General features: G+C 69.8%; 22 protein-coding genes. 16 read left to right on the plus strand and 6 right to left on the minus strand.

Translation table 11 applies throughout. From position 1 onward, the window contains the following. From D4739_RS04760 to D4739_RS04775, 4 genes are all read right to left on the minus strand, one after another. Nucleotides 1-2172 carry a HelD family protein gene (locus D4739_RS04760; RefSeq protein WP_120059497.1) on the minus strand — a complete coding sequence of 724 codons (2172 nt, stop codon included), beginning with the start codon at nucleotides 2170-2172 and terminating at the stop codon, nucleotides 1-3. An 88-nt stretch (nucleotides 2173-2260) separates the two neighbouring features. After that, entirely contained in the window at nucleotides 2261-3568 is a 1308-nt protein-coding gene (locus D4739_RS04765) for a hypothetical protein (RefSeq protein ID WP_120059498.1), read from the minus strand. Then, nucleotides 3565-4101 carry a SigE family RNA polymerase sigma factor gene (locus D4739_RS04770; protein ID WP_120059499.1) on the minus strand — a complete coding sequence of 179 codons (537 nt, stop codon included), beginning with the start codon at nucleotides 4099-4101 and terminating at the stop codon, nucleotides 3565-3567. Before D4739_RS04770 ends, D4739_RS04765 begins: the two co-directional genes overlap by 4 nt. 52 nt (nucleotides 4102-4153) lie before the next feature. Next, complete coding sequence (locus D4739_RS04775; RefSeq protein ID WP_120059500.1) at nucleotides 4154-4915, minus strand: enoyl-CoA hydratase family protein; 762 nt, start codon at nucleotides 4913-4915, stop codon at nucleotides 4154-4156. A gap of 68 nt (nucleotides 4916-4983) precedes the next feature. Here D4739_RS04775 and D4739_RS04780 point away from each other — a divergent pair, with 68 nt between their 5' ends. The 11 genes from D4739_RS04780 to D4739_RS04830 all read left to right on the plus strand — a co-directional run bounded on the left by D4739_RS04780 (nucleotide 4984) and on the right by D4739_RS04830 (nucleotide 16426). Next, nucleotides 4984-6522: a molybdopterin-dependent oxidoreductase gene (locus tag D4739_RS04780; protein WP_120059501.1), complete on the plus strand. Its 1539-nt coding sequence runs from the start codon at nucleotides 4984-4986 to the stop codon at nucleotides 6520-6522. Nucleotides 6523-6594: 72 nt separating this feature from the next. Next, nucleotides 6595-7209 carry a fasciclin domain-containing protein gene (locus tag D4739_RS04785; protein WP_220699233.1) on the plus strand — a complete coding sequence of 205 codons (615 nt, stop codon included), beginning with the start codon at nucleotides 6595-6597 and terminating at the stop codon, nucleotides 7207-7209. Between the two features lie 27 nt (nucleotides 7210-7236). Next, the gene (gene sigK / locus D4739_RS04790) at nucleotides 7237-7836 is read left to right on the plus strand and encodes an ECF RNA polymerase sigma factor SigK (protein ID WP_120061734.1); all 600 of its coding nucleotides are present in this window, start codon (nucleotides 7237-7239) and stop codon (nucleotides 7834-7836) included. After that, nucleotides 7833-8528 carry an anti-sigma factor gene (locus D4739_RS04795; protein ID WP_120059503.1) on the plus strand — a complete coding sequence of 232 codons (696 nt, stop codon included), beginning with the start codon at nucleotides 7833-7835 and terminating at the stop codon, nucleotides 8526-8528. The genes sigK and D4739_RS04795 overlap by 4 nt, the downstream gene beginning before the upstream one ends. Continuing rightward, nucleotides 8528-10528 (plus strand): FAD-dependent oxidoreductase, encoded by a 2001-nt coding sequence (locus D4739_RS04800; RefSeq protein ID WP_120059504.1) that lies wholly within the window; start codon nucleotides 8528-8530, stop codon nucleotides 10526-10528. The genes D4739_RS04795 and D4739_RS04800 overlap by 1 nt, the downstream gene beginning before the upstream one ends. After that, the gene (locus D4739_RS04805) at nucleotides 10525-11805 is read left to right on the plus strand and encodes an SAM-dependent methyltransferase (RefSeq protein ID WP_120059505.1); all 1281 of its coding nucleotides are present in this window, start codon (nucleotides 10525-10527) and stop codon (nucleotides 11803-11805) included. The genes D4739_RS04800 and D4739_RS04805 overlap by 4 nt, the downstream gene beginning before the upstream one ends. Then, nucleotides 11789-12607: a DUF1295 domain-containing protein gene (locus tag D4739_RS04810; protein ID WP_120059506.1), complete on the plus strand. Its 819-nt coding sequence runs from the start codon at nucleotides 11789-11791 to the stop codon at nucleotides 12605-12607. Before D4739_RS04805 ends, D4739_RS04810 begins: the two co-directional genes overlap by 17 nt. Further along, on the plus strand, nucleotides 12604-13086 hold the full coding sequence (locus D4739_RS04815) for a glutathione peroxidase (protein WP_120059507.1): 483 nt from the start codon (nucleotides 12604-12606) through the stop codon (nucleotides 13084-13086). Before D4739_RS04810 ends, D4739_RS04815 begins: the two co-directional genes overlap by 4 nt. Before the next feature lie 30 nt (nucleotides 13087-13116). Then, nucleotides 13117-13671, plus strand: a complete 555-nt coding sequence (locus D4739_RS04820; protein WP_120059508.1) for a protein-L-isoaspartate O-methyltransferase family protein — start codon at nucleotides 13117-13119, stop codon at nucleotides 13669-13671. Between the two features lie 226 nt (nucleotides 13672-13897). Then, complete coding sequence (locus D4739_RS04825; RefSeq protein WP_120059509.1) at nucleotides 13898-14758, plus strand: AfsR/SARP family transcriptional regulator; 861 nt, start codon at nucleotides 13898-13900, stop codon at nucleotides 14756-14758. 51 nt (nucleotides 14759-14809) lie between these two features. Beyond that, nucleotides 14810-16426, plus strand: coding sequence for an HNH endonuclease (locus D4739_RS04830; RefSeq protein ID WP_120059510.1), 1617 nt, complete (start codon nucleotides 14810-14812; stop codon nucleotides 16424-16426). Between the two features lie 25 nt (nucleotides 16427-16451). Here the strand turns inward: D4739_RS04830 and D4739_RS04835 are convergent, their stop codons facing one another. Then, nucleotides 16452-16988 carry a hypothetical protein gene (locus D4739_RS04835; protein ID WP_120059511.1) on the minus strand — a complete coding sequence of 179 codons (537 nt, stop codon included), beginning with the start codon at nucleotides 16986-16988 and terminating at the stop codon, nucleotides 16452-16454. A gap of 58 nt (nucleotides 16989-17046) precedes the next feature. Continuing rightward, nucleotides 17047-17526 (minus strand): VOC family protein, encoded by a 480-nt coding sequence (locus D4739_RS04840; protein ID WP_120061735.1) that lies wholly within the window; start codon nucleotides 17524-17526, stop codon nucleotides 17047-17049. A 195-nt stretch (nucleotides 17527-17721) separates the two neighbouring features. Here D4739_RS04840 and D4739_RS04845 point away from each other — a divergent pair, with 195 nt between their 5' ends. Genes D4739_RS04845 through D4739_RS04865 form a run of 5 tightly spaced genes read left to right on the plus strand, consistent with a single transcriptional unit; the run spans nucleotide 17722 to nucleotide 23117 of the window. After that, nucleotides 17722-18510: an ABC transporter ATP-binding protein gene (locus tag D4739_RS04845; RefSeq protein WP_120059512.1), complete on the plus strand. Its 789-nt coding sequence runs from the start codon at nucleotides 17722-17724 to the stop codon at nucleotides 18508-18510. Continuing rightward, nucleotides 18507-19298 carry an ABC transporter ATP-binding protein gene (locus D4739_RS04850; RefSeq protein WP_120061736.1) on the plus strand — a complete coding sequence of 264 codons (792 nt, stop codon included), beginning with the start codon at nucleotides 18507-18509 and terminating at the stop codon, nucleotides 19296-19298. Before D4739_RS04845 ends, D4739_RS04850 begins: the two co-directional genes overlap by 4 nt. Further along, the gene (locus D4739_RS04855) at nucleotides 19295-21130 is read left to right on the plus strand and encodes an AMP-dependent synthetase/ligase (protein WP_120059513.1); all 1836 of its coding nucleotides are present in this window, start codon (nucleotides 19295-19297) and stop codon (nucleotides 21128-21130) included. The genes D4739_RS04850 and D4739_RS04855 overlap by 4 nt, the downstream gene beginning before the upstream one ends. Beyond that, nucleotides 21127-22014, plus strand: coding sequence for a branched-chain amino acid ABC transporter permease (locus tag D4739_RS04860; RefSeq protein ID WP_120059514.1), 888 nt, complete (start codon nucleotides 21127-21129; stop codon nucleotides 22012-22014). Before D4739_RS04855 ends, D4739_RS04860 begins: the two co-directional genes overlap by 4 nt. Beyond that, complete coding sequence (locus tag D4739_RS04865; RefSeq protein WP_120059515.1) at nucleotides 22011-23117, plus strand: branched-chain amino acid ABC transporter permease; 1107 nt, start codon at nucleotides 22011-22013, stop codon at nucleotides 23115-23117. Before D4739_RS04860 ends, D4739_RS04865 begins: the two co-directional genes overlap by 4 nt. The last annotated feature ends 16 nt before the right edge of the window (nucleotides 23118-23133 follow it).

The following is a 23133-nucleotide window of genomic DNA, read 5'->3' on the forward strand; positions in this document are numbered from 1 at the left end:
TCAAGAGATGACGGACAACAGCTGCGTTGCGCGGGTCAGCACGACGTAGAGCGTCGCGCGACCGGTCTGCGACTCGTCCTGGATCTCCTGCGGGCGGACCACCACGATGCCGTCGAACTCGAGACCCTTGGTGTCGAGACCCGTCAGCACGACGACCCGGTCCTGACCCGAAGGCGACGCGGCGGAGTCGATCGACGCACGGGCGGAAGGCGCATCGGAGGCGAGCTCGGGCCACGAGGCCAGCCAGGAGTTGACCTCGGAACGACGGGCGACCGGGACCACGATGCCGACGGTGCCACCGACCTCGCCGGCCACCCGCACGACCTCGGCCCGGACAGCGTCCTCCAGGTCGCCTTCAGCAAACAGCTCCACCGGCTCGACACCGGTGGAACGGACGGCGGTCGGCAGGTCGGCATCCAACCCGACCCGCTTCGCGTAGGCCTCGGCGTAGGCGTAGATCTCGGAGGAGTTGCGGTAGTTGGTGGAGAGGTGGAACTCGTGGAGCTCCTTGCCTTCGAGGGCAGCAGCGCGGGCCTCGGCGGATTCGGCAGGCACGGGCCACGACGACTGGGCCGGGTCGCCGACGATGGTCCATGACGCCAGGCGACCGCGGCGGCCGACCATCCGCCACTGCATCGGGGTCAGGTCCTGCGCCTCGTCGATGAGCACGTGGGCGAAGGGGTCGTCCTCGATGCGGTGGGTGGGCGGCGCCCAGGCACGGCCCTGGGTGTACTCGCGATCGGAGGCAGTCGTCAGCTCCTGGATGTTGCCGCCGACGTGGTCGTCGTACTCGTGGTCCTCGTCGGTCTTCAGCGGCACGTCGCCGATGGCGTAGCGCAGCTCGTCGAGCAGCGGGACGTCCTCGATCGAGAGATCCGACCGTCCCGACCACGACTTCAGCAGCAGCGCCTGGTCCTCGGAGCTGATCACGCCGTCGCCGACGCGGGCGAGGAAGTCGGCGTCGCGCAGCCAGGTCAGCACCTCGCGGGCCTCGAGCGGCGGCCACCACGCGGAGGCGAAGTCGAGGAAGACCTGGTTGGACAGCAGGTCGTCCTGGAACGCCTCGCGACCGCGCTCGCGGCCACGCTCGCCGCGCACCTGACGCCAGAGGGCATCGAGCAGGGCGGCGCCGACGCGCGGCATCTGCTTGTTGCGGTGACCCTGGGACAACAGCTGGCGACGGATGCGGCCGAGCAGCTGCCGGTCCAGGACGAGGGTGTCGTCGCGGTAGAAGAGGCGGAACTCGCCCGGCGCACCGGGGACCGACTGACGCGCTGCGCGGCGGAGCAGCTCGGCCATGCGGGCCGAACCCTTCACATCGGCGACGGCCGGGTCGTCGTGACGGCTCGCCTTGACGCCGTTGACCACCTCACCGAGGGAACGCAGCGCAACCGCGGTCTCGCCGAGGGACGGCAGCACCCGCTCGATGTAGCGCATGAAGACGCCGCTCGGGCCGATGATCAGGACGCCGCCGGACTCGTAGCGACGACGGTCCGTGTAGAGGAGGTACGCCGCGCGGTGCAGCGCGACGACCGTCTTGCCGACACCGGGGCCACCGCTGATGATCGTCGCGCCCTTGCTGGGTGCGCGGATCGCCTTGTCCTGCTCGGCCTGGATCGTCGCCACGATCGAGTGCATCGTGCGGTCACGGGCGCGGGAGAGCTGCGCCATCAGCGCGCCCTCGCCGACGATCGGAAGCTCGTTGGCCCGCGGGTCCTCCGGGTTGAGCAGCTCGTCCTCGACACCGGTCACGGTGGTCGACGTGGAGCGCAGCACGCGACGTCGCACGACGCCGTGCGGGGTGGCCGCAGTGGCCTGGTAGAAGACGGCTGCCGCGGGTGCGCGCCAGTCGATGAGGAGCGAGTCGCGGTTGGCGTCACGCAGTCCGATGCGGCCGATGTAGCGCGGCTCGGGGTCGATCTCGGAGCTCAGGTCGAGGCGGCCGAAGACGAGTCCTTCGTGGGCTGCGTCGAGCTGGGCGATGCGGCGCGCAGCCTGGAAGAGCATCGCGTCGCGCTCCACCAGTCCACCCTCGTGGCCCAGGGCACCGCGACCGCGGCCTTCCTCGGCCAGGGCAGCGGCCTGCTTCTGCGACTCCTCGAGCTGCGCGTGGACGCGGTCGACGAAGGCCTGCTCCGCGGCAATCTCGCGCGCGGCGACATCCTCGGACAACGGACCCCCTCCAAGCGGTACACGACAAGCGAGCACACAAGGTTACCCGGGCGGGTGAGGCCTCCCCGCCACCGGATCGCAATTGTCGTCAGTCGACCCGCTCGTAGACCGCGAGGCCCATCGTTCCCTGGACGCGCCCGCTGGCGGTGAGGCGCAGGACCAACTGCGACCCGGACTCGCCCGTGATCGGATCGCCGGTCGTGGAGAACTGTCCACCGCTGACGTAGACGCCGTTGAGCTGGCGACCATTCAGGCGCAGGTCCAGCTTCACGACCTGGTCGATGTCACCGGTGTTGCCGATCACGACCGGGACCACGTCATCCGAGGGAATCTCCATCTCGAGCGGCAGCCCGCCGGCGGGGCCATCGGTCGAGGCGAGAAGCCGCCACGTGTGGCCGTCATGCTCGATCAGGCGCTCGAGCTGCTGTCCCAGGACCTCGTCGGAAGGCTCGCGCGTGACGTAGATGCCGAGTCCCAGGATCGCCTTCGGGTCCTTCAACGCAGGCTGGGTCGCATCCTGGAGATCGGCGTCCTTTCCGATCAGGCGCATGACCGCATCGCCCTCGCCGATCAGCGGCAATGCTCCGGCGGCGGAGTAGTTGGACGGCACACCGGCATCGAACTCGCGCCCTCGGCACTCTCCCGAGAGCACCACCGCATCGCGCACGATCACCTGGAACTGGGCTCCAGCGACCGCTGACTCGCAGGCCGGGGAGAAGCTCACGCGAGCCCAACCCTTCGCGGGCTGGAAGGCGCCCTGGACCGAGATCTCGCTCATCCCGGGGGCACCGGTCGTGCCGTTGACCAGGTCGGACGTGCCGATCGTCGAGCGGAACAGGATTCCGGACGAGCCCGCACCGTCGGGTGAGGACGTCAGCTCATAGACCGCCAGCGCCACCGCGCCTTCGCCGTGAACGGCGAACTTCCCCTGGAAACCAGCGGGCAGGATCTCGTTGTTCGCGAAATCGCCAGCCGGGGCGGTGTAGCGGACATCCTCGCCAGCGAGGGTGCGCTCGATCTCGATCTGCCCGTCCCCCGCCTCAGCCCACGTGACGAGCACAGGAACATCGCCGGTCCGGAGCTGGACCTCGGCGCTCTGCGAGCCCTCCTCCATCCGGTCGAACGCGAATGTGTATCCGAGGTGACCGATCGTCTTCGGCGCCGTGAGGTCACCGAAGGTACGGCTGGCAGGCGCAACCTCGAGACCACCGGGCAGCAGGACGGCCAGGCCAGATCCAGCCAGCACCACGGCGGCGGCCGCGCCAGCGAGCGTGGCCCGGCGGCGACGGCGTACGACGCGGACCCGGTGCTTCACGCTGCCGAGCCGGGCGAGCGCGGCGGTGTCGTCGAACTGTGCGTGGGTCTCGAGCGCTTCGCGCAGATCGTGGGTGCTCATCGGGCTTCCCCCTCCTGGACGGCAAGCGCGGGATCGAGCCGCAGCTTGGCGAAAGCCTTGCTGGTCTGGGACTTCACGGTGCCGACGGAGCAGTCGAGCACCGTAGCGGTCTGGGCCTCGGTGAGGTCTTCGAAGTAGCGGAGTACGACGACGGCTCGCTGCCGGCGCGGCAGCCGCTCCATCGCGGTCCAGAGGTCCTGGGCGGCCTCGCCGTCAGCCGGGGCAGACGCGTGCTCGGGCAGGAACTCGGTCGGCTGCTCGCCGTGCCACTTGCGGCGCCAGGCACTCGCGTAGGAGTTGACCAGGATCTTGCGGACGTAGGGCTCGGGGTTGCCGTCGATGCGGCGCCACGCGAACCACGCCTTCGTCAGGGCCGTCTGGAGGAGGTCCTCCGCGAGGGCATGATCGTGGGTCAGCAGGAAGGCTGTCCGCAGCAGAGCGCTCGAGCGGAGGGTGACGAACTCGTCGAAGCCGATCGAATCCGTCACCCGTCCCCCCGAGTCGAGCGCAGTGGTGCCAACTGATGTGGTCATGCCCGTTGATACGCGGCGGGCATCACCATTGGTTGCCCCAGATCTTGCCGGACTACTTGCCCTTCATGAGGAAGGCCATCATCGCCTCGCGGGCCTCGTCGGTGCCGAAGAGCCGGGCCGAGAGCTTCGCCAGCTCGGCGCCGCGCTCGTCGATCCGGGCCAGGATGTCGCGGTTCAGCAGCGCTTTGGTCTCGCGCAGTCCCTGCGGGTGACCGGACGCGAAGGACGCGCAGACGGCAGCGACGCGGGCGTCGAGCTGGTCGGCGGGGACGGCCTCGGTGATCAGCCCGAACTCGGCAGCCTGGGCAGCGGTGAACTTCTCGCCGCCGAGGAAGGTGAGGGAAGCCGCGCGCGAGGTCATCTTGGGCAGGATCGTGAGCGAGATGATCGCCGGCGTGACGCCGAGCTTCACCTCGGTGAGCGCGAAGTGCGCCTCCTCGCTGGCGATCGCGACGTCAGCGGCGGCGACGATGCCGGTGCCGCCCGCGCGGACCGGGCCGTCGAGGCGGACGACGACCGGCTTGTCGCAGGCGACGATGCGGCGCTGCAGCTCGACGATCGCGAGCGCGCCCTCCTCCATCGGCGTGCTCGCGGCCTCGGAGAGGTCGGCGCCGGAGCAGAAGACGCGGTCGGCGGAGCGGATCAGGATGACGCGTACGTCGTCTGCCGCGACCGCCTGCTCGAAGCCCTGGTAGAGCTCGGTCACCAGCTTGCGCGAGAGCGCGTTGCGGTTGTGGGGCGAGTCCAGGGTCAGGGTGGCGACGCCCTCCTCCACGGAGTAGCGGACGAACGGGGCCTCGGTCTGCTCGGTCATGGGTCCCTTTCTATCGGGTACACGGCGTCCCCAGCAATCCGCCGGGCCCGCCGCGACGAACCAGTTCCATGGACCTCTCCTCACGTACGGCGTACGCGGGCGCCGGCCTGCTCGCCACCACCGCCGGAATCGCCTTCGGGCACCTGACCGCCGCCTTCGTGAACCCGTCGGCCTCCCCGGTCCTCGCGGTCGGCTCGACAGTCATCGACCTGACCCCGACCCCGCTCAAGGAGTGGGCTGTGCGCGAGCTCGGCAACGCGGACAAGCCGATCCTGCTGGCCTCGGTCGCCGCGGGCACGCTGGTCCTGGCCGGTGGCGCCGGGGTGCTCGCGCGCCGCTCCTTCCCCCTCGGCGCCGGGCTGCTGATCGCCCTCGTCGGCCTGTCCGGTGTCTTCGCGCTGATCCGGCCGGTTGCCGCACCGATCGACGCACTGCCCGCCGTGGTCTCCGGACTGGTCGGGCTCGCCGTGCTCACCTTCGCCGTCCACCGGCTCGGCTCCCGGACGGCCGCTCCCGATCCCGGCACTCCCGAGGCGGTCATGGCGGCACGCTCCAGCCGCCGCGGGTTGCTGATCGGGGCCGGAGCAGTGGCCGCCCTCAGCGGCGTCGCCGCGGCCACGGGGCAATGGGTGATCCGCACCGGCAGCTCGATCGCCAACGTCGTCCTCCCCCGAGCGACCTCTCCCCTCCCACCACTGGCCGAAGGGCTCGAGCAGAAGCACCGCGGCATCAGCCCGTTCACAACGCCGAACAGCGACTTCTACCGCGTCGACACGAACCTCGTGGTCCCGCGCGTGGACCTCGACCGCTGGACCCTGACCATCGACGGAGACGTGGCCCAGACGCTCGAGCTCACCTTCGACGACCTGCTGGCCATGCCGCTGGTCGAGCGCGACATCACGCTGACGTGCGTCTCCAACGAGGTCGGCGGCAAGTACGTCGGCGCGGCCCGCTGGCTCGGCGTACCGCTCATGGACCTGCTCGACCAGGCTGGCATCGGTGACAAGGCCGACCAGCTGCTCAGCACCGCGGTCGACGGATTCACGATCAGCACCCCGCTGGATGTCGTCCGCGACGGGCGGGACGTGCTGCTCGCGATCGGCATGAACGGCGAACCCCTCCCTGCCGCACACGGCTTTCCCGCACGGCTCGTGACCCCCGGGATCTACGGATTCGTCGGCGCCACCAAGTGGTTGGACCGGCTCACGTTGACGACGTACGCCGCGAAGAAGTCGTACTGGACCAAGCGCGGCTGGGCCACCGACGCCCCGATCAAGGTGTCGGCGCGCATCGACACGCCGAAGCCGTTCTCCACCGTGTCCGCCGGGCAGACCGTCATCGGCGGCGTCGCCTGGGCGCAACACCGCGGCGTCGGCCGCGTCGAGGTCCGGATCAACGGAGGGGCCTGGCAACCGGTGCGCCTCGGACCGGACGCCGGCGTCGACTACTGGCGCCAGTGGTACCTGCCGTGGGATGCGCCGAAGGGCCGCCACCTGGTGGCCGTGCGCGCGATCACGGAGGACGGCGACGTGCAGACCGGCGTGCGGCGTACGCCGTTCCCGGAGGGCTCGAGCGGCATCCAGGAGGTCGTCGTCAACGTCAGCTGAATTCACACCAATCCGGATCCCCCACCGCACCGAATACCCAACACCTGCTCGTCCCCACCGAAAGGCACCACCATGAACCTCCCCATGATCGTCCGCACCGGCTCCGCAGCCGTCGTCCTCGGCACCCTGTCGCTCTCCCTGATGGCCTGCGGCTCGGACTCCGAGGAGCCGAAGGCGTCGCCCGAGACGACCGCCTCGGACACCATGAACGCCGGCGCGGACACCTTCGGCCCCGGCTGCTCGGCCATCCCGAAGGACGGCGCGGGCTCCTTCAACGGCATGGCCACCGCCCCGGTCGCCACGGCCGCGAGCGCCAACCCGCTGCTCGAGACCCTCGTCGCCGCCGTTGGCGCCGCTGAGCTCGGCGACACGCTGAACAGCGCGGACGGCATCACTGTCTTCGCCCCGACCAACGACGCCTTCGGCAAGATCCCGAAGAAGGACCTCGACGGCGTGCTCGCCGACAAGGCCCTGCTCACCAAGATCCTGACCCACCACGTCGTCGCCGGGCAGCTCTCGCCCGACGAGGTCGCCGGCACCCACGAGACCCTCGCGGGCGACAAGATCGAGGTGAAGGGCTCCGACGAGGAGTTCACCGTCGGCAAGGAGAACGCTGCGGTCCTGTGCGGCAACATCCCCACCGCCAACGCGACGGTCTACGTCATCGACACCGTCCTGATGCCCTGATCCCCTGATCTCCGCAAGGATATGAAGATGACCGGGCTCCGAGCCGTTCCCTCTGGCGATTCGTCGCCGGGGGGAACGGCCTCCCCAGATCTCGCAGGGCTGCTGCGGCTCTCCTCCCGAGGAGACGAAGCAGCCTTCGCCACCCTGTACGACGCCATGGCGCCTCGGGTCTACGGCCTCCTGCTCCGCGTGGTGCGTGACCCCGCCCAGGCGGAGGAGGTCGCCCAGGAAGCCTTCCTGGAGATCTGGCGGACAGCGTCCCGGTTCGACCCGAGCCGCGGCAGTGCCGTCGCCTGGATCCTGACCATCACGCACCGCAAGGGCGTGGACCGGGTCCGTTCCGCCGAAGCAGCATCCCGCCGGGACGCGACGTACCACCGCGAGACACCGACCACCGAGCACGACGTCACCGCCGAAGCGGCCACCGCCTCCCTCGAGGCCGGTCGCGTGCGGCAGGCCCTCGAAACGCTCACACCCACCCAGCGCGAGGCCGTCGAGCTCGCGTACCTCGGGGGCTATACCCACACGGAGGTGGCAACCATGCTGGACCTGCCACTCGGCACCGCCAAGACAAGAATCCGCGACGGACTGATCCGGTTGCGCGACACGATGGGAGTCGGACAATGAGCGAGATCCACGCGCTCTCCGGCGCCTACGCGATCGACGCGCTCGACGAGCACGAGCGGGCGCAGTTCGAGCGCCACCTGGCCGAGTGCGCGGACTGCCGCGCCGAGGTCGACAGCCTGCGCGGCGCCGCTGCCTCGCTGGCCGATGCCACCGAGGTCGCCCCTCCGCCGCAACTGCGCGCCGATGTGCTCGCCGCGATCACCAAGGTCCGGCCCCTCCCGCCTCTGCCCAGCCAGCAGCCGGGCCACGGTCGTGGCCGCCGATTTCGCGGGCTCCTCGTGGCCGCAGCGGCGGTGGCCGTGGTCGGCACCGGACTGGCGGTGACCCAGCCCTGGGCCGACGAGCTCACCGCCGTCGACCAGGTGATGGCTGCGGCCGACGCAGATCGGGCCTCCGTGAAGATCGACGGCGGCACGGCCACGGTCTACCGCTCCGAGTCGCTCGGACAGGCAGCGCTCGTCACCGACGACCTGCCGGCCGTGCCCGACGGCAAGGTCTACGAGCTGTGGCTCCAGGTCGACGGCGCGATGGTCCCGGCCGGCCTCCTCGATGCCTCGGGTGATCAGGAGTTCCTGCTCACCGGCGACGCCTCCCAGGCCACCGCGGCCGGCATCACCATCGAGCCCGACGGCGGTTCGAAGCAGCCCACGTCCGCTCCGATCGCCCTCTTCGATCTGACCCAGGAAACCTGATGCACAGCTCCTCACCGGCCCGGGAAACCCCGCGCCGGGTGGCTGTCGTCGGCTCAGGAGTCTCCGGGCTGACCGCCGCCCACGTCATCGCCAAGACCTCCACGGTCACCCTCTTCGAGGCCGACGACCGGCTCGGCGGGCACGCAGACACCCACCGCGTGTCCACTCCGGACGGTCGTGAGCTCGCCATCGACACCGGCTTCATCGTCCACAACGAGCGCACCTATCCGACGCTGCTGCGACTCTTCCGGGAGCTCGGCGTACAGACGCAGCCCTCCGAGATGTCGATGTCCGTCCGCGACGACGCCTCCGGCCTGGAGTACGCCGGGGCGCTGGGCGCGCGCGGCCTCTTCCCGACCCGTGCCAACCTCGGCCGGGCGGCGTACCTGCGGATGCTGGTGGAGATCCCGCGCTTCCACCGGGCAGCCCGCCGGCTGCTGGCGTCGACGGACAACGGCGACGAGACGCTGGCCGCGTTCCTCGAGCGGCACGACTTCTCGGCGTACTTCCGCCGGCACTTCATGGAGCCGATGGTCGCCGCGGTGTGGTCCTGCGACCCGGAGACCGCGCTGTCCTACCCGGCGCGCTACCTGTTCACGTTCCTGCAGCACCACGGCATGCTGGCGATCTGGGGCTCGCCGTCGTGGCGGACCGTCACCGGCGGCTCGCACGCGTACGTCGACCGGGTCGCGGCCCGGCTGACCGACGTGCGGACCGGCACCAAGGTGACGTCCCTGCGCGAGGTCCCCGGTGGAGTCGAGCTGACCGACGGCAACGGGCGCACCGAGCTCTTCGACGCCGTCGTCGTGGCGACACACCCGCACCAGGCACTCGCGATGCTGGCCGAGCCGACCGCGACCCAGGCGGAGGTGCTGCGGGCGATCGAGTACTCCCCCAACACCGCGCAGCTGCACACCGACACCTCGTTGCTTCCCCGCGCCGAGCGGGCGCGGGCGTCCTGGAACTTCCGACGCCGCACGCAGGGCAACGGCCGGGTGACGGTCACCTACGACCTGACCCGGCTGCAGCGCCTGCACACCGACACGGCGTACCTCGTGACGCTGGGCGGCACCGACCTGGTGGACCCGGCGACCGTGATCGCCACCCGGGAGTACGAGCACCCGCTCTACACCCCGGAGTCGGTCGCTGCGCAGCGTCGGCTGCCCGAGTGCGACAGCGACCGGATGGTCTTCGCCGGTGCCTGGCACGGCTGGGGCTTCCACGAGGACGGCGCGCTCTCCGGCTTCCATGCGGCCCAGCAGCTCGGCTTCACCTGGGAAGGTCCCCCGCCGCTCCCGCGCGGGGGCCGTGTCTACGAGACCACCATCAGGCACACCCGGACCGCCACCCGCACCCGCCGGTTCAGCTACCGCTCGCGGACCTGGCTGGTCGACCTCGACGACCTCCCGGCGCCGCGCGCGCACCGCGAGTTCAGGGCTGCGGACCACCTCGGCGACCCGTCACGGTCGATCCGCGAGAACGTGGTCGACTTCCTCGCCCGACGGGACATCACGGTGGACGGCACGGTCCTGATGCTCGCCCACCCGCGCGCGTTCGGTCACTGCTTCAACCCGATCACCGTGTTCTGGTGCCACCGGTCCTCCGGAGGGCTCGCATGCGTGCTGATCGAGGTGCACAACACCTACGGCGACAGGCACGCCTACGTGGTCCACCCCGACGAGCACGGCCAGGCGGCCGTGCCCAAGGCCATGCACGTCTCGCCTTTCCACGACGTCACCGGTGACTACCGGATCAGCGTGCCGATGCCCGGTGACCACGTGGCGGTCGGCATCAGCCTCCAGCCCCATCGCTTCGCCGCATCCCTCACCGGCACCGCACTCCCGTCCGGCCGGCGGGCGGCACTGGCCACGACCCTCCGCACTCCGTGGCCGGCCCTGCTCGGCCGCCTGCGCATCCAGTGGCAGGGCCTCCTGCTCTGGCTCGGTCGCGTGCCCCGCCACCCCCGGCCCCACCACGACCCCCAGGACGGAATCCGATGACCATCACCTCCTCCCACCCGTCCGTCACGTCGCGGCCGCAGCCGGACCCCGAGCTCTGGCCCGGGCTGGCCACGATCCCCTCCGGCCCGCGGGCGCGGGTCTCCGCCGCGATCGCCGGCAGCCTGCTCCGGGCGGTCTGCCGGCGGCTGGAGATCCAGCTGGTGACCCCGGACGAGCTGCCGCTTCCCGGCCTGCCCGCGATCGTGGTCCACGACGAGGACGAGTTCCTCCGCCGCGTCGGCGCGGACGGCCTGATCGGGTTCGGCGAGGCCTACCTGACCGGCGCCTGGGACTCACCCGACGTCGCCCTTCTGGTGACCGCGCTCGCCGCCCGCGTGGACCAGCTCGTGCCGCAGTGGATGCAGCGCCTCCGGCGCGTTCACGTACGCCGCGAGCCGCGGCGCCACCGCAACACCGTCACCCAGAGCCGGTCCAACATCTCGCACCACTACGACCTGTCCAACGACCTGTTCGCGCTCTTCCTCGACCCGACCCTGAGCTACTCGTCGGCCCTCTTCGAGGTCGTCGATGGCCGCCCGCACGGTCCCCTGGAGGCGGCCCAGCACCGCAAGATCGACCGACTGCTCGACCAGGCCGGTGTCGGGCCGGGCACCCGGCTGCTGGAGATCGGCACCGGCTGGGGCGAGCTGGCGCTCCGCGCGGCTGCCCGCGGAGCCACCGTCCGCACCGTCACGCTCTCCCAGGAGCAGCTCGAGCTGGCCCGGGCCCGGGTGGACGCGGCCGGGCTGGCGGACCTGGTGAGCATCGAGCTGCTCGACTACCGGCTCCTCGACGGGCAGTACGACGCAGTGGTCTCGGTGGAGATGATCGAGGCGGTCGGCGACGAGTACTGGTCGACGTACTTCCGCACGGTGGATGACCTGCTCGTGCCGGGCGGGCGCTTCGCGCTCCAGGCGATCACGATGCCCCACCAGCGGATGCTCGACACCCGTGACGACTTCACCTGGATCAAGAAGTACATCTTCCCCGGCGGCCTGCTGCCCTCGGTCGAGGCGATCGAGGAGATCACCCGTACGGAGACACAGCTCAGCGTGACCGACCGGCTCTCGATGGGCGCGCACTACGCCGAGACCCTGCGGCTGTGGGACCAGCGGTTCTGCGACTCGGTCGACGAGGTCCGGGCCCTCGGGTTCGACCCCACCTTCCTGCGGATGTGGCACTTCTACCTGGCCTACTGCCAGGGCGGCTTTGCCGGTGGCTACACGGACGTGCAGCAGATGACCTTCGTGAAGGATGCCCATGAGCGCACTTCCTGACCTCGTCGCGGTCCTCGCCGTGGAGGTCGCGATCGTCGTCGTGGCCATGGCGATCACGGCATGGGCGTCACTCCGGGCCGGACGCTACTCGGTCGTGGACACGACGTGGGGTCTGGCGCTCGCGGCAGTCTCCGTCACGGCGGCCGTCGGCGGCAGCGTGCTCGGTGCAGGCGAGCCGTGGCGCTCGTGGCTGCTCGCGGCGCTGGTGTCGATCTGGGGGATCCGGCTGTCGTGGCACATGCACCGGCGGAACTCCGGGCACGGCGAAGACCCCCGCTACGCGGAGCTGCTGGCCGGCAGCACGCCGCTGCAGCGCGTGGTGAAGGTCTGGATGACTCAGGGCGCAGCAGTCCTGCTGGTGGGACTGCCGGTGACCGTCGCATCGGTGACCGCAGGCGGGTGGGGCCCGCTGGTCCCGGTCGGTCTGGCGCTCTGGCTGCTGGGCGTCTCCTTCGAAGCCGTCGGAGACGCTCAGCTGGCCCGGTTCAAGGCCGACCCGGCCAACCGCGGCAAGATCATGGACCGCGGCCTCTGGTCGTGGACGCGCCACCCCAACTACTTCGGCGATGCCTGCGTCTGGTGGGGTGTGTGGGTGCTGTCCCTGACGACCCCGTGGTCGCTGCTCACCGTGATCGGTCCGCTGGCCATGACCTGGTTCCTGGTCGTCGCCACAGGCGCCCGGCTTCTCGAGCGCCACATGGCCGGACGGCCCGGCTGGGCGGAATACACGGCCCGCACCAGCATGTTCCTTCCCCTGCCGCCCCGACGCGGCACTCGACGCAACCCTCGGGAGACCCGATGACCACCCTGTCCGACTTCACCGCAACGACGCTCGACGGGCGCGAGCAGCCCCTCGCGGCGTACTCCGGGCAGGTGGCGCTGGTGGTCAACACTGCCTCGCAGTGCGCCTTCACGGGCCAGTACGCCGGCCTGCAGGACCTGCATGCGACGTACGCCGATCGCGGCTTCACCGTGCTGGGTTTCCCGTGCAACCAGTTCGGCAACCAGGAGCCCGGCGACGCCGAGGCGATCGGCGCGGTCTGCCAGCGCAACTACGGCGTGGAGTTCCCGATGTTCTCGAAGGTCGACGTGAAGGGCCGCGACGCGCACCCGCTCTTCCGCTGGCTGACCCGCGAGCGTCCCGGCCGGCTCGGACGCACGATCCGCTGGAACTTCACGAAGTTCCTCGTCGACGCCGAGGGTCGCGTCATCAAGCGCTACGGGAGCACGACGAAGCCCGAGCAGATCGCCCGCGACGTCGAGGCGGCGCTCGCTCGCTGAGCTCGGGTCCGAGGTGGTTCACTCGAAGGCATGGACGCCGTCGCGGCTGCCTTCGATGTGACCCCACGGGCCGACTTCCTGCCGCCTGAGCTGCGCCAACGCGCCGACCACGACGGACCGCTCGCGATCGGGCGTGGCGCCACCTGCTCCCAGCCGCGCACGGTGGCGGCGATGCTTGGACTGCTGGCGGTCCAGCCCGGGGACCGGGTGCTCGACGTCGGCGCCGGATCGGGGTGGACCACTGCGCTGCTCGCCGCGCTGACGGGTCCCTCCGGGCTGGTGATCGGGGTCGAGCTCGAGCCGGAGCTCGCCGACTTCGGTGCCGGCAACGTACGCCGCACCCAGCGGCCGTGGGCCTCCGTCACGGTCGCGGCGGCCGGGGTCCTCGGCGACCCGGACCACGCGCCGTACGACCGGATCCTGGTGTCGGCGAACGCCGCTGTCCTGCCGTTGACGTTGGAGGACCAGCTGGCTCCGGACGGGCGGATGGTCGTCCCGGTGGCAGGCGTGATGACCGTGGTGCAGCTCGGTGCCGAGCGGGTCGTCACCGAGCACGGCCGGTACTCGTTCGTCCCGCTGCGCTGATGCAGAAAACCCGGCTCCACGTACGTGACGGACGTGGAGCCGGGCTGGGAGGGACCTTGCACGTACGCAGCGCGTACGCCCCCAAAATCTGGTCACCTGGTCCTCAAGAACTAGTGCAACCCCAGTGACACTCTGTTCGGCTCCCTTTGGGTGCGCTTTGGGCTAGGTTCGAGTGGTTTCTCGGGGACAACATGGCAGGTTCACGAATGTGCCCTCGGGAGGGGCGATGTCCATCGACGCCCCCCGCGTTCCGCCGCAGCGTGCTGCGAACCACGGGGAAGTTGCGAACACGATCCGGGTGATCACCCTCGGTCAGTTCGCCGTGCTCCGCGACGGGGTCGAGATCCCCCATCCCGACTGGCAGTCACGCAAGGCACGCAACCTTTTCAAGCTGCTGGTCTGCCGTCACGGCCGCTCCGTCCCGCGCGAGGTGGCGGCTGACCTGCTCTGGCCCGAGCAGCCCGGGCCGCCGGGCAACCGCTTCTCCGTCGCGCTGTCCACCGTGCGCAAGGTCCTCGATCCTTCGCACCGCCATCCGGCCGACCATTTCGTGTGCGCTGAGGATGGCGCAGTCCGGCTGCGGTGCGAGAACGTCGAGATCGACATCGCGTCGTTCCTCCGGCTGTCTCGCGACGCGACGGTCGCGGTCTCCCGCGGGGACTGGTCGCGCGCCGAAGACTTGCTTCGTTCGGCCGAGCAGCTCTACGCAGGTGAGTTCCTCGAGGAGGACCAGTACGTCGACTGGGCAGTGCCATGCCGCGAAGAGGCACGATCGGCAGCCTTGGGCGTGCTCCGGATGCTGGCCCACGTCTCGCAGAGTCGGGGCGATCCGTTGGCGACGGTCGCTCATCTGCAGCGGATTCTCGAGCTCGACCCGTACGACGAAGCAGCATGGCTCGACCTGATCGCTGTCGAGTCAGCACACCGGCACCACGGCGAGGCCCGACGGCTGCACACCGTCTACAACCTGCGGATGCTCGAGATCGGCGTCGCTGCTGCGCCGCTGCCGCCCGTGTCCATGGTGGGTCCAGGTGTCTCGAATGAGTCTTTCAAACCGTTGCCATTCCGTGATCCAAAGGGCGTCTGATCTGGGCCTCTTCAGCCCAATCCTGTCGGTGGCGAGTGCTTGAGTAGACCCATGGCCAGCCCCGGTGCGGTGTTCGACGAGATGTCGAGGAGTGACCTCCTCGACACCGCCGGCATGCTCGCCCAGGTCGAGCGCGAGGCCCAGATCGACCAGCTCCGCCTCGCGGTGCAGTGGGCAATCATGAACGGCCCCGACACCGTCGATCCCGATCGCGCAGGTCTGCCCGGGCGGCCCTCGATGCGGTTCTACGGAGGCCACGGCACCCCCAAGGTCGCCACCGGCGCGGGCGCCGACCTCGGCGCCAGGTTGGGTCGGTCCACGACCTACGGCGACCTGCTGATGGCCGACGGACTCGACATCGAGTTCCGGCTCCCCGAGATCCGGGGCCGCGTCGAGGCCCACGAGGTCCTCCCTTCCTACGCACGGTTCGTCGCGAAGAAGACCCGCGACCTCGAGCCCGACGAGGCGGCGTACGTCGATGCGCGCGTCGCCGAGGCAGCCGACGGCCGCGTCACCTGGTCCCAGTTCGAATCCCTCGTCGAGGCCTCCGTCATCGCCGCCGCCCCCGCGATCGCCGCAGCCAAGGAGCGCGCGCTGCGTGAGTCCCGGTTCGCCCGCGCCACCAGGTCAGCGGCCAATGGCATGCGCGGGTTCTACCTGCGCACCGACACCGCCGGTGTCGCCAAGCTCGACGCGACCGTGGCCCACATCGCCCAGGTCCTGGCCGACCTCGGCTCGACCGAGACCCTGGACCAGCGCCGCGCCATGGCCGCCGTCATCCTCTCCTCCCCCGGCGAAGCCGTGCAGCTGCTCGCCGCCCACGCCGCCTGGCGCGACCGCCCCACCACCGCCTCCGACGCTGAGCCCCAGCCCGAGCCGGAGTGGTCGAACGAAGACGAGAATCCGAGCGGCCCCGGCACCGAGGGCGGCATGGAAGACCCGGCCGACAACATCGACGCCGACCCCGACGAGCCCATCGACCCCGCCGCCCTCGACGCCGCCGCAGCAGACACGACCGCCGACGTGATCGCGAAGGCGATCGAGCTCTGGGCCAACCACGGCAACGGGCAGCCGCTCGGCGACAAGCCCGTCATCAACTGGGCCAAGGTCCTGCCGACCGTCACCCTCTACGTGCACCTCTACGGCGGCCGCGTCCACGCCTCCGATGTGGCCGGCAGAGCCGTGATCGGTGCTGACCGAGGCGAGGCCCCACCGATCGTCCGCATCGAAGGCATCGGGGCAGTCACCGAAGCCTGGCTCCGCACCCACCTCCAGCTCCACCCCGACCACAAGCTCATCGTGAAGCCCGTCATCGACCTCGAAGGCCAGGCGCCGGTCGACTCGTGGGAGATCCCCGACCGACATCGCGAGGCCGTGCGCCTCATCACGCCGGCCGACCGCTTCCCCTGGGCAACCGCGACTGCCAATCAGTCAGGCGGCTGGGCAGGCATGCAGATCGACCACACCATCGCCTGGAAACCCGGGAATACCGGTCAGTCCCGCATCGGGAACTACGCACCCCTGACCCAGCGCCACCACAACCTCAAGACCCACGGCGGCTGGCAGTGCGTGCAACCCTTCCCCGGCATCTACCTCTGGCGCGACCCCCACGGTGCCTACTACCTGGTCGACCACACCGGCACCCGAGCACTCGGCGACACCGCCTGATCGATCCGCGCGATCGTCGCCTGGCTTAGTCGTCCCATGCGACGCCGTATCGCCGGCGAAGTGCATCCATCGCGTCGACTCCGGCCTGGCTCCCGCCCTCCAGCCAACTGAGCTTGTCTGACTTGGTGCCGAACATGGCAGGAGGCGCGCTGGTGATCACGAGTTCGAGGTCCGCGTCATGGGCGGCCCACCAGGTCAAGGACTCGTCCCAGACCAGGAGCCGGCCGAAGAATCCGTGCGTTGAGTTGATCCAGTCCCCGAACGTCGCGTTGTCACGAAGAGCGCTCTCAGGAACCAGTACGGGTTCGACCGGAACGTGAAGCCTTACCGTCCGCAGACGACGTGGCGGACCGGCCTTCCATTCCTCAACGGCTTGGTGAGCGTCGATCCGGACCGTCAGCCAGCCATGATGTTGCGGCCGCGAGGACGGGCGCGGAAGATCGAACGCCATGTCTCCGAGAACCAGACCGGCTTCATAGAACGTCACCGCAGTGCCGTCGATGCTCTCCGGCCACCCATCGCGAACGACAAACGGCAGCGCCTCGGGGGCAGGGGTGGTCATGATCGAATCATCGCCCGCGCAGGCCCAGATCAAGGGCGCATGCGCCGCGTCGCGCTTGTCAGGTGTCGCTGACGGCGCGCTCCAGCGCGTCGACCTCGATCTTGCTCATCGTCAGCATGGCTTCCATGGCGCGGCGAGCGCGCTCTGGATCGGGATCATCAAGCAGCTCGTTGAGCCGGCGCGGGAAGACCTGCCACGACAGGCCGAAGCGGTCCTTGACCCACCCACACGGACCCGGCTCCCCGCCGTCGGCCGTGAGCGTGTCCCACAGCCGGTCGACCTCGGCCTGGTCGTCGCACTCGATGGCGAAGGAGACCGCCTCGTTGAAGGTGAACTCCGGGCCGCCGTTGAGGCCCTGCATCGGCTGGCCGGACAGCGTGAAGTCGACCGTGAGCACCATGCCCTCGGGGCCGGCGGGGGTCTCGGCGGGCGATCGCCAGACCTTGTCGACGTGGCTGTCGGGCAGCAGGGTCACGTAGAAGTTCGCCGCCTCCTCGGCGTCGCCGTCGAACCAGAGGCACGGAAAGAGCTTGGGCATGACGTCCTCCATCCAGGCTTGCTGAAAGTACCCACCCATCCTGTTCCTGAACCAGCGAAACGGCCACAGCGCTGCGCTTGGTTGCATTCCGGCAACGAGTGAGGAAATCCGTCCTCGATCTCTCGCCTCCAGGGCCGAACAACCAGTAGCCTCCACCTACTGTGACGCTCGTCACAGAGGGAGGTTGACGGGCTGATGCTGGCGGTGAAGAACCTCGAGGTCGTGTACGACGACGTGGTGCTCGCCCTGCGCGGAGTGAGCCTTGAGGTGCCCGACGGCCGGATCGTCGCCCTCCTCGGCGCCAACGGTGCAGGCAAGTCGACCGTGCTGCGTTCGCTCTCCGGCCTGCTCGACATCCACGAGGGCACGATCCGCAAGGGCGGTGTCAGCCTGGACGGCGACTCCGTCGGCCACCTCAGGCCGTCAGCCCTTGCCAGCAAGGGCGTCCGCCACGTGCTCGAGGGCCGGCGGATCTTCAAGGAACTGACCGTCGAGGAGAACCTCCGCACCGGCGCGCACACCGCGCGCCGGCAGCTCAAGGCCAACCTCGAACGCGTCTACGGCCTCTTCCCCGTGCTCGCCGATCGCCGCCAGGGACAGGGCGGCCTGCTCTCCGGCGGCGAGCAGCAGATGCTCGCCATCGGGCGCGCGCTGATGTCCAACCCCCGTTACCTGCTGCTCGACGAGCCCAGCCTGGGCCTCGCCCCGAAGGTGGTCGAGCGGATCCGCGACATCATCGTCGAGATCAACAGCCACGGCACCGGGGTCCTGCTTGTCGAGCAGAACGCCACGATGGCGCTGCAGATCGCACACCACGGCTACGTCATGGAGAACGGCCGGGTCGTCATGGACCGTCCGGCCGAGGAGCTGCTCGCCGACCAGGACGTGCGCGAGTTCTACCTCGGACTCGGTGCCGAGGGCGAGGCCCGCAAGTCGTTCCGCGACGTCAAGCACTACAAGCGCCGGAAGCGGTGGGCCTCATGACTGAGCCCTTGCTGGTCTTCGACGACGTCCACCTCTCCTTCGGAGCGGTGAAGGCGGTCAACGGCGTCTCCTTCGACGTCGGTCGCAACGAGCTGTTCGCGGTGATCGGCCCCAACGGCGCCGGCAAGACCTCGATCTTCAACGTGCTCTCGGGTGTCTACCGCCCGCAGCAGGGCAGCGTGCGACTCGGCGGCGACGAGCTGCTGCGCAAGAGCCCGCCCACCATCGCCCGGCTCGGCATGGCGCGCACCTTCCAGAACATCGAGCTCTTCACCAACCTGACGGTGCTCGACAACCTGATGCTCGGGCGCCACCAGCACATCAACTACACGGCACTGGAGGCGTTCGTCTGGGTCGGCCGGGCGCGGCGCGAGGAGATCCGTCACCGGCGGCTGGTCGAGGAGATCGTCGACTTCCTCGAGCTCGAGCAGTGGCGCAAGATGCCCGTCGGCCTGCTGCCCTATGGCGTGCAGAAGCGCGTCGAGCTGGGCCGGGCGCTCGCGATGGAGCCGAAGATCCTGCTCCTCGACGAGCCGGTCGCCGGCATGAACCTCGAGGAGACCGAGGACATGGCCCGCTACATCCTCGACATCCGCGACGAGCTCGACCTCTCGCTGATCATGGTCGAGCACGACATGGGCCTGGTCATGGACATCGCCGACCGCGTGATGGTCCTCGACTTCGGCACCCGGATCGCGATCGGCACTCCCGCTGAGGTGCAGCGCGACCCCGCCGTACTCCATGCCTACCTCGGCGGCGAGCTGACTGATGGCGAGGTCGCCGGATGACCACGACCGTCGCCACCCGCATCCGCGACCGCGCGCAGAGCACCCCGAACGCCGTTGCCCTGCGCCGCAAGGACCTCGGCGTCTGGCACGAGATCACCTGGGCGGAGTACTGGGAGGAGATCCTCCTGGCCGGCCATGCCCTGCTCGCCCTCGGCGTGGAGCCGGGCGACCGGGTCGCGATCCAGAGCGAGGGCCGCCCGGAGTGGCTCTACCTCGACATCGCCACCGTCGCCGTCCGCGGCATCACGGTCGGCCTCTACCCGACCAACCCCGCCGCCGAGGTGCGCTACCTGCTCAGCCACAGCGGCGCACGGGTCCACCTGGCCGAGGACCAGGAGCAGCTCGACAAGGCGCTCGAGGTCCTCGACGACTGCCCCACCCTCGACCGCATCGTGTACGTCGAGCCCCGCGGCATCGCGCACCGCTACGACGACGAGCGCCTGCTCGCCTGGACCGATCTGCGCCAGCTCGGCGAGGAGCACCGGGCAGCGCACCCGGGCGCGGTCGAGCAGCGCATGAGCGGGGCCCTCGACGACGACGTGATGACGCTGGTCTACACCTCCGGCACCACCGGACCGCCGAAGGGCGCGATGCTCACCGTCGGCAACGTGGAGTGGGCGATGCACACGGTCATCGAGGAGGGCGGCTTCGTGTCGCCGCCGCCCAACCCCAAGGACCTCACCCTCTGCTACCTGCCGCTTTGCCACGTCGCGGAGCGGGTCTTCACCACCTGGTACAACGCCTGCGCAGGCACCCAGGTCAACTTCGCCGAGTCGATCGACACCGTCCCGCAGAACCTCCGGGAGGTGCAGCCGACGCTGCTCCTCGCCGTCCCCCGCATCTGGGAGAAGCTGCTCGCCGCGACCCGCATCCGGCTGGAGTCGGCGACGCGCGGCAAGCGGATCTGGGCGCACTTCTGGCTGGCCCGCGCCCACTGGATCGGTGAGCAGAAGGCCGCCAACGGAGGACGCCACACCTTCGCGACCCGCCTCGTGTACGCCGTCGGCTGGGTGCTCTTCTTCCGTCCGCTGCTCGACCGGCTCGGCCTCCGCCGGGTCCGCTACGCCCTCTGTGGTGCAGCACCGGTCGCACCCGACGTACTCACCTTCTTCATGGGCATCGGCGTGCCCGTCGTCGAGGTCTACGGGATGACCGAGAACACCGCTGTGGCCACCGGCAACCGCCCCGGGCGCGTGAAGGTCGGCACCGTGGGCGAGGCGCATGCCGGGGTCGAGCTGCGCATCGACGAGCAGACCGGAGAGATCCTCACGCGGCACCCGGCGGTCTTCGCCGGCTACTGGCGGGACCCCGAGAACACAGCGGCGACGGTCGATGCCGACGGCTGGCTGCACACCGGCGACGTGGGCGAGCTGGTGGACGGCACGCACCTGCGGATCACCGACCGGATGAAGGACATCATCATCACCGCCGGCGGCAAGAACATCTCGCCCTCGGAGATCGAGAACGCGCTCAAGGCATCGCCGTACATCAAGGAGGCGGTGGTCCTGGGCGACGGTCGCTCCTACCTGACCGCACTGATCGGGATCGAGCTCGACACCGTGAGCCAGTGGGCCAGCCGCAAGCGGCTGGGCTTCACGACGTATCGCGACCTCACCGAGAAGCCCGAGGTCCTCGCCCTGGTCCAGCAGGCCGTCGACGCGGTCAACGCGGTCCACAACCCCGTCGAGCAGATCAAGAAGTTCCGGATGCTGCCGAAGGAACTCGACCACGAGGACGGCGAGCTGACCGCGACCCAGAAGGTCAAGCGCTCGGCGATCAACCAGACCTTCCAGGATCTCGTGGAGTCGATGTACGCCGGGGTGCGCTCATGACGGAGTTCCTCACCGCTGCCTCCAGCGGCCTCGGGCTGGGGTCGATCTACGCGCTGCTCGCGCTCGGCTTCGTGATCATCTACAAGTCGATGCGCGTGATCAGCTTCGCGCAGCCGGCCTTCATGATGTCCGGGGCGATCCTGGTCTCCTACCTGGTGCCCACGGTCGGCTTCGTCCTCGCCGTCATCATCGGCACGCTGGGCATCGCCCTCCTCGCGCTCGTCGTCGAGCGGATCGCGATCCGGCCGATGGTCGGCAAGGCGGTCTTCGTCATCGCCATCATCACGATCGGTGTCGACGTGGTGGTCCGGGTCGTCGCGGGCGCCTTCGTGGGTGTGGACGGCCGGGTGATGGGCGACCCCTGGGGCCTCGACGCGACACGGATCGGCGACGTGACCATCGCTCACCGCCACCTCGCGGCGTTCGTGACCGCGGCGGTCATCGTCGCCGCCCTGTTCGCCTTCTTCCGGTTCACCTCCCTCGGGCTGGCCATGCGCGCAGCCGCGCTCGACCAGGAGGCCGCGATGGCCCAGGGCATCAACGTCGGCACCGTCTTCGCCGCGTCGTGGGCGCTGGCGGGAGGACTGGCCGCCGTCGCCGGCGTCTTCGCTGCGACCGGCGGCACCCTCGACCAGAACCTCTGGGTCATCGCCCTGGCAGCGCTGCCGGTGATCATCCTCGGCGGTCTCGACTCGCTCGGGGGCGCCGTGGTCGCCGGGCTGCTGATCGGGGTCTCCCAGGAGGTCGTCGCGACGTACCACCGCGATCTCTTCCCCGGTCTCGACAGCAACATCGGCTACATCACCCCCTACGTCCTGATGCTGCTGGTGCTGCTGGTCCGGCCCTACGGGCTGTTCGGCACGAAGGAGATCGAGCGCGTATGAGCAGCCGGTTGGGGCGCCCCGAGCTCTACACGAGCTACCGCCAGGACATGGCGCTCTTCAACACGCGCGCCAAGCAGATCGGCGTGCTCGCGATCCTGCTGCTCGCGATCCTGCTGCCCCTCCAGCTCGAGGACGACCTGCTGCGGATCGGGTTCACCGGTCTGGTCTTCGCGATCGGGGCGATCGGTCTCAACATCGTCACCGGGTACGCCGGCCAGGTGTCGCTGGGGCACGCGTTCTTCGTGGGCGTCGGCGCCTACACCGCGGCCGTGATGTCGGGCGATCCCGACGGCCGCTCGCTGGGCTACGGCATGGACTTCGCTCCCCTGTGGATGCTCGGCGCCGGTCTGGCGGCGGCGCTCTGCGGAGCGATCATCGCCCCCATCGCAGCACGGCTTCGCGGGCTCTACCTGGCCATCGTCACGCTCGGACTGGTCTTCATCGGCGAGTACTTCTTCGCCGAGTGGACCTCGCTGTCGGGCGGCGACCAGGTCGGCCGTGACGCCGCGCAGCCCGTCCTCTTCGGCATGGAGCTGACCCGCGACGGCGCCTACACCGAGGAGCAGAAGCTCTACTGGCTGGCACTGGGCACCCTGGTCGTGATGGCCGTGCTGGCACGCAACCTCGTGCGGTCCCGCGTCGGGCGGGCGTTCGCAGCGGTCCGTGACCGCGACGTCGCCGCGGGCGTGATGGGTGTCGACCTGACCCGCACCAAGCTGGTCGCGTTCACGGTCTCGTCCTTCTACGCCGGCGTGGCGGGCTCGTTGCTCTTCGCCCTCAACGGCCACTTCAGCCCGGACAAGTTCGGCCTGCTGCTCTCCATCCAGTTCATCGCGATGGTGCTGATCGGCGGGGCCGCCACCATCTCGGGCGCGATCATGGGGGCGATGCTGATCGCCTCGCTGCCGCGCATCGCCAGCGAGCTGCCCGCGCTGGTCCCGTTCCTCTCGAGCTCGGCCACCGAGCACCCGAACATCTTCGAGTTCGAGCAGGTCATGTACGGCGTCCTGATCATTGCGTTCCTGCTGTTCGAGCCACGGGGGCTCTTCGGCATCTGGATGCGGATCCGGACGTACTGGAAGAGCTTCCCCTTCTCCTATTGAGCCGGGGACCGCACCA

Source organism: Nocardioides cavernaquae, assembly GCF_003600895.1.
In the GTDB taxonomy this organism is placed as follows: domain Bacteria; phylum Actinomycetota; class Actinomycetes; order Propionibacteriales; family Nocardioidaceae; genus Nocardioides; species Nocardioides cavernaquae.

Coding starts and splice junctions, on each gene's coding strand:
- sigK (WP_120061734.1), top strand. CDS start 7,237: ATGACCGGGCTCCGAGCCGTTCCCTCTGGCGATTCGTCGCCGGGGGGA.
- D4739_RS04860 (WP_120059514.1), top strand. CDS start 21,127: ATGACGGAGTTCCTCACCGCTGCCTCCAGCGGCCTCGGGCTGGGGTCG.
- D4739_RS04845 (WP_120059512.1), top strand. CDS start 17,722: ATGCTGGCGGTGAAGAACCTCGAGGTCGTGTACGACGACGTGGTGCTC.
- D4739_RS04805 (WP_120059505.1), top strand. CDS start 10,525: ATGACCATCACCTCCTCCCACCCGTCCGTCACGTCGCGGCCGCAGCCG.
- D4739_RS04765 (WP_120059498.1), bottom strand. CDS start 3,568: ATGAGCACCCACGATCTGCGCGAAGCGCTCGAGACCCACGCACAGTTC.
- D4739_RS04785 (WP_220699233.1), top strand. CDS start 6,595: ATGAACCTCCCCATGATCGTCCGCACCGGCTCCGCAGCCGTCGTCCTC.
- D4739_RS04770 (WP_120059499.1), bottom strand. CDS start 4,101: ATGACCACATCAGTTGGCACCACTGCGCTCGACTCGGGGGGACGGGTG.
- D4739_RS04850 (WP_120061736.1), top strand. CDS start 18,507: ATGACTGAGCCCTTGCTGGTCTTCGACGACGTCCACCTCTCCTTCGGA.
- D4739_RS04830 (WP_120059510.1), top strand. CDS start 14,810: ATGGCCAGCCCCGGTGCGGTGTTCGACGAGATGTCGAGGAGTGACCTC.
- D4739_RS04820 (WP_120059508.1), top strand. CDS start 13,117: ATGGACGCCGTCGCGGCTGCCTTCGATGTGACCCCACGGGCCGACTTC.
- D4739_RS04795 (WP_120059503.1), top strand. CDS start 7,833: ATGAGCGAGATCCACGCGCTCTCCGGCGCCTACGCGATCGACGCGCTC.
- D4739_RS04840 (WP_120061735.1), bottom strand. CDS start 17,526: ATGCCCAAGCTCTTTCCGTGCCTCTGGTTCGACGGCGACGCCGAGGAG.
- D4739_RS04855 (WP_120059513.1), top strand. CDS start 19,295: ATGACCACGACCGTCGCCACCCGCATCCGCGACCGCGCGCAGAGCACC.
- D4739_RS04780 (WP_120059501.1), top strand. CDS start 4,984: ATGGACCTCTCCTCACGTACGGCGTACGCGGGCGCCGGCCTGCTCGCC.
- D4739_RS04775 (WP_120059500.1), bottom strand. CDS start 4,915: ATGACCGAGCAGACCGAGGCCCCGTTCGTCCGCTACTCCGTGGAGGAG.
- D4739_RS04800 (WP_120059504.1), top strand. CDS start 8,528: ATGCACAGCTCCTCACCGGCCCGGGAAACCCCGCGCCGGGTGGCTGTC.
- D4739_RS04825 (WP_120059509.1), top strand. CDS start 13,898: ATGTCCATCGACGCCCCCCGCGTTCCGCCGCAGCGTGCTGCGAACCAC.
- D4739_RS04865 (WP_120059515.1), top strand. CDS start 22,011: ATGAGCAGCCGGTTGGGGCGCCCCGAGCTCTACACGAGCTACCGCCAG.
- D4739_RS04810 (WP_120059506.1), top strand. CDS start 11,789: ATGAGCGCACTTCCTGACCTCGTCGCGGTCCTCGCCGTGGAGGTCGCG.
- D4739_RS04815 (WP_120059507.1), top strand. CDS start 12,604: ATGACCACCCTGTCCGACTTCACCGCAACGACGCTCGACGGGCGCGAG.
- D4739_RS04835 (WP_120059511.1), bottom strand. CDS start 16,988: ATGACCACCCCTGCCCCCGAGGCGCTGCCGTTTGTCGTTCGCGATGGG.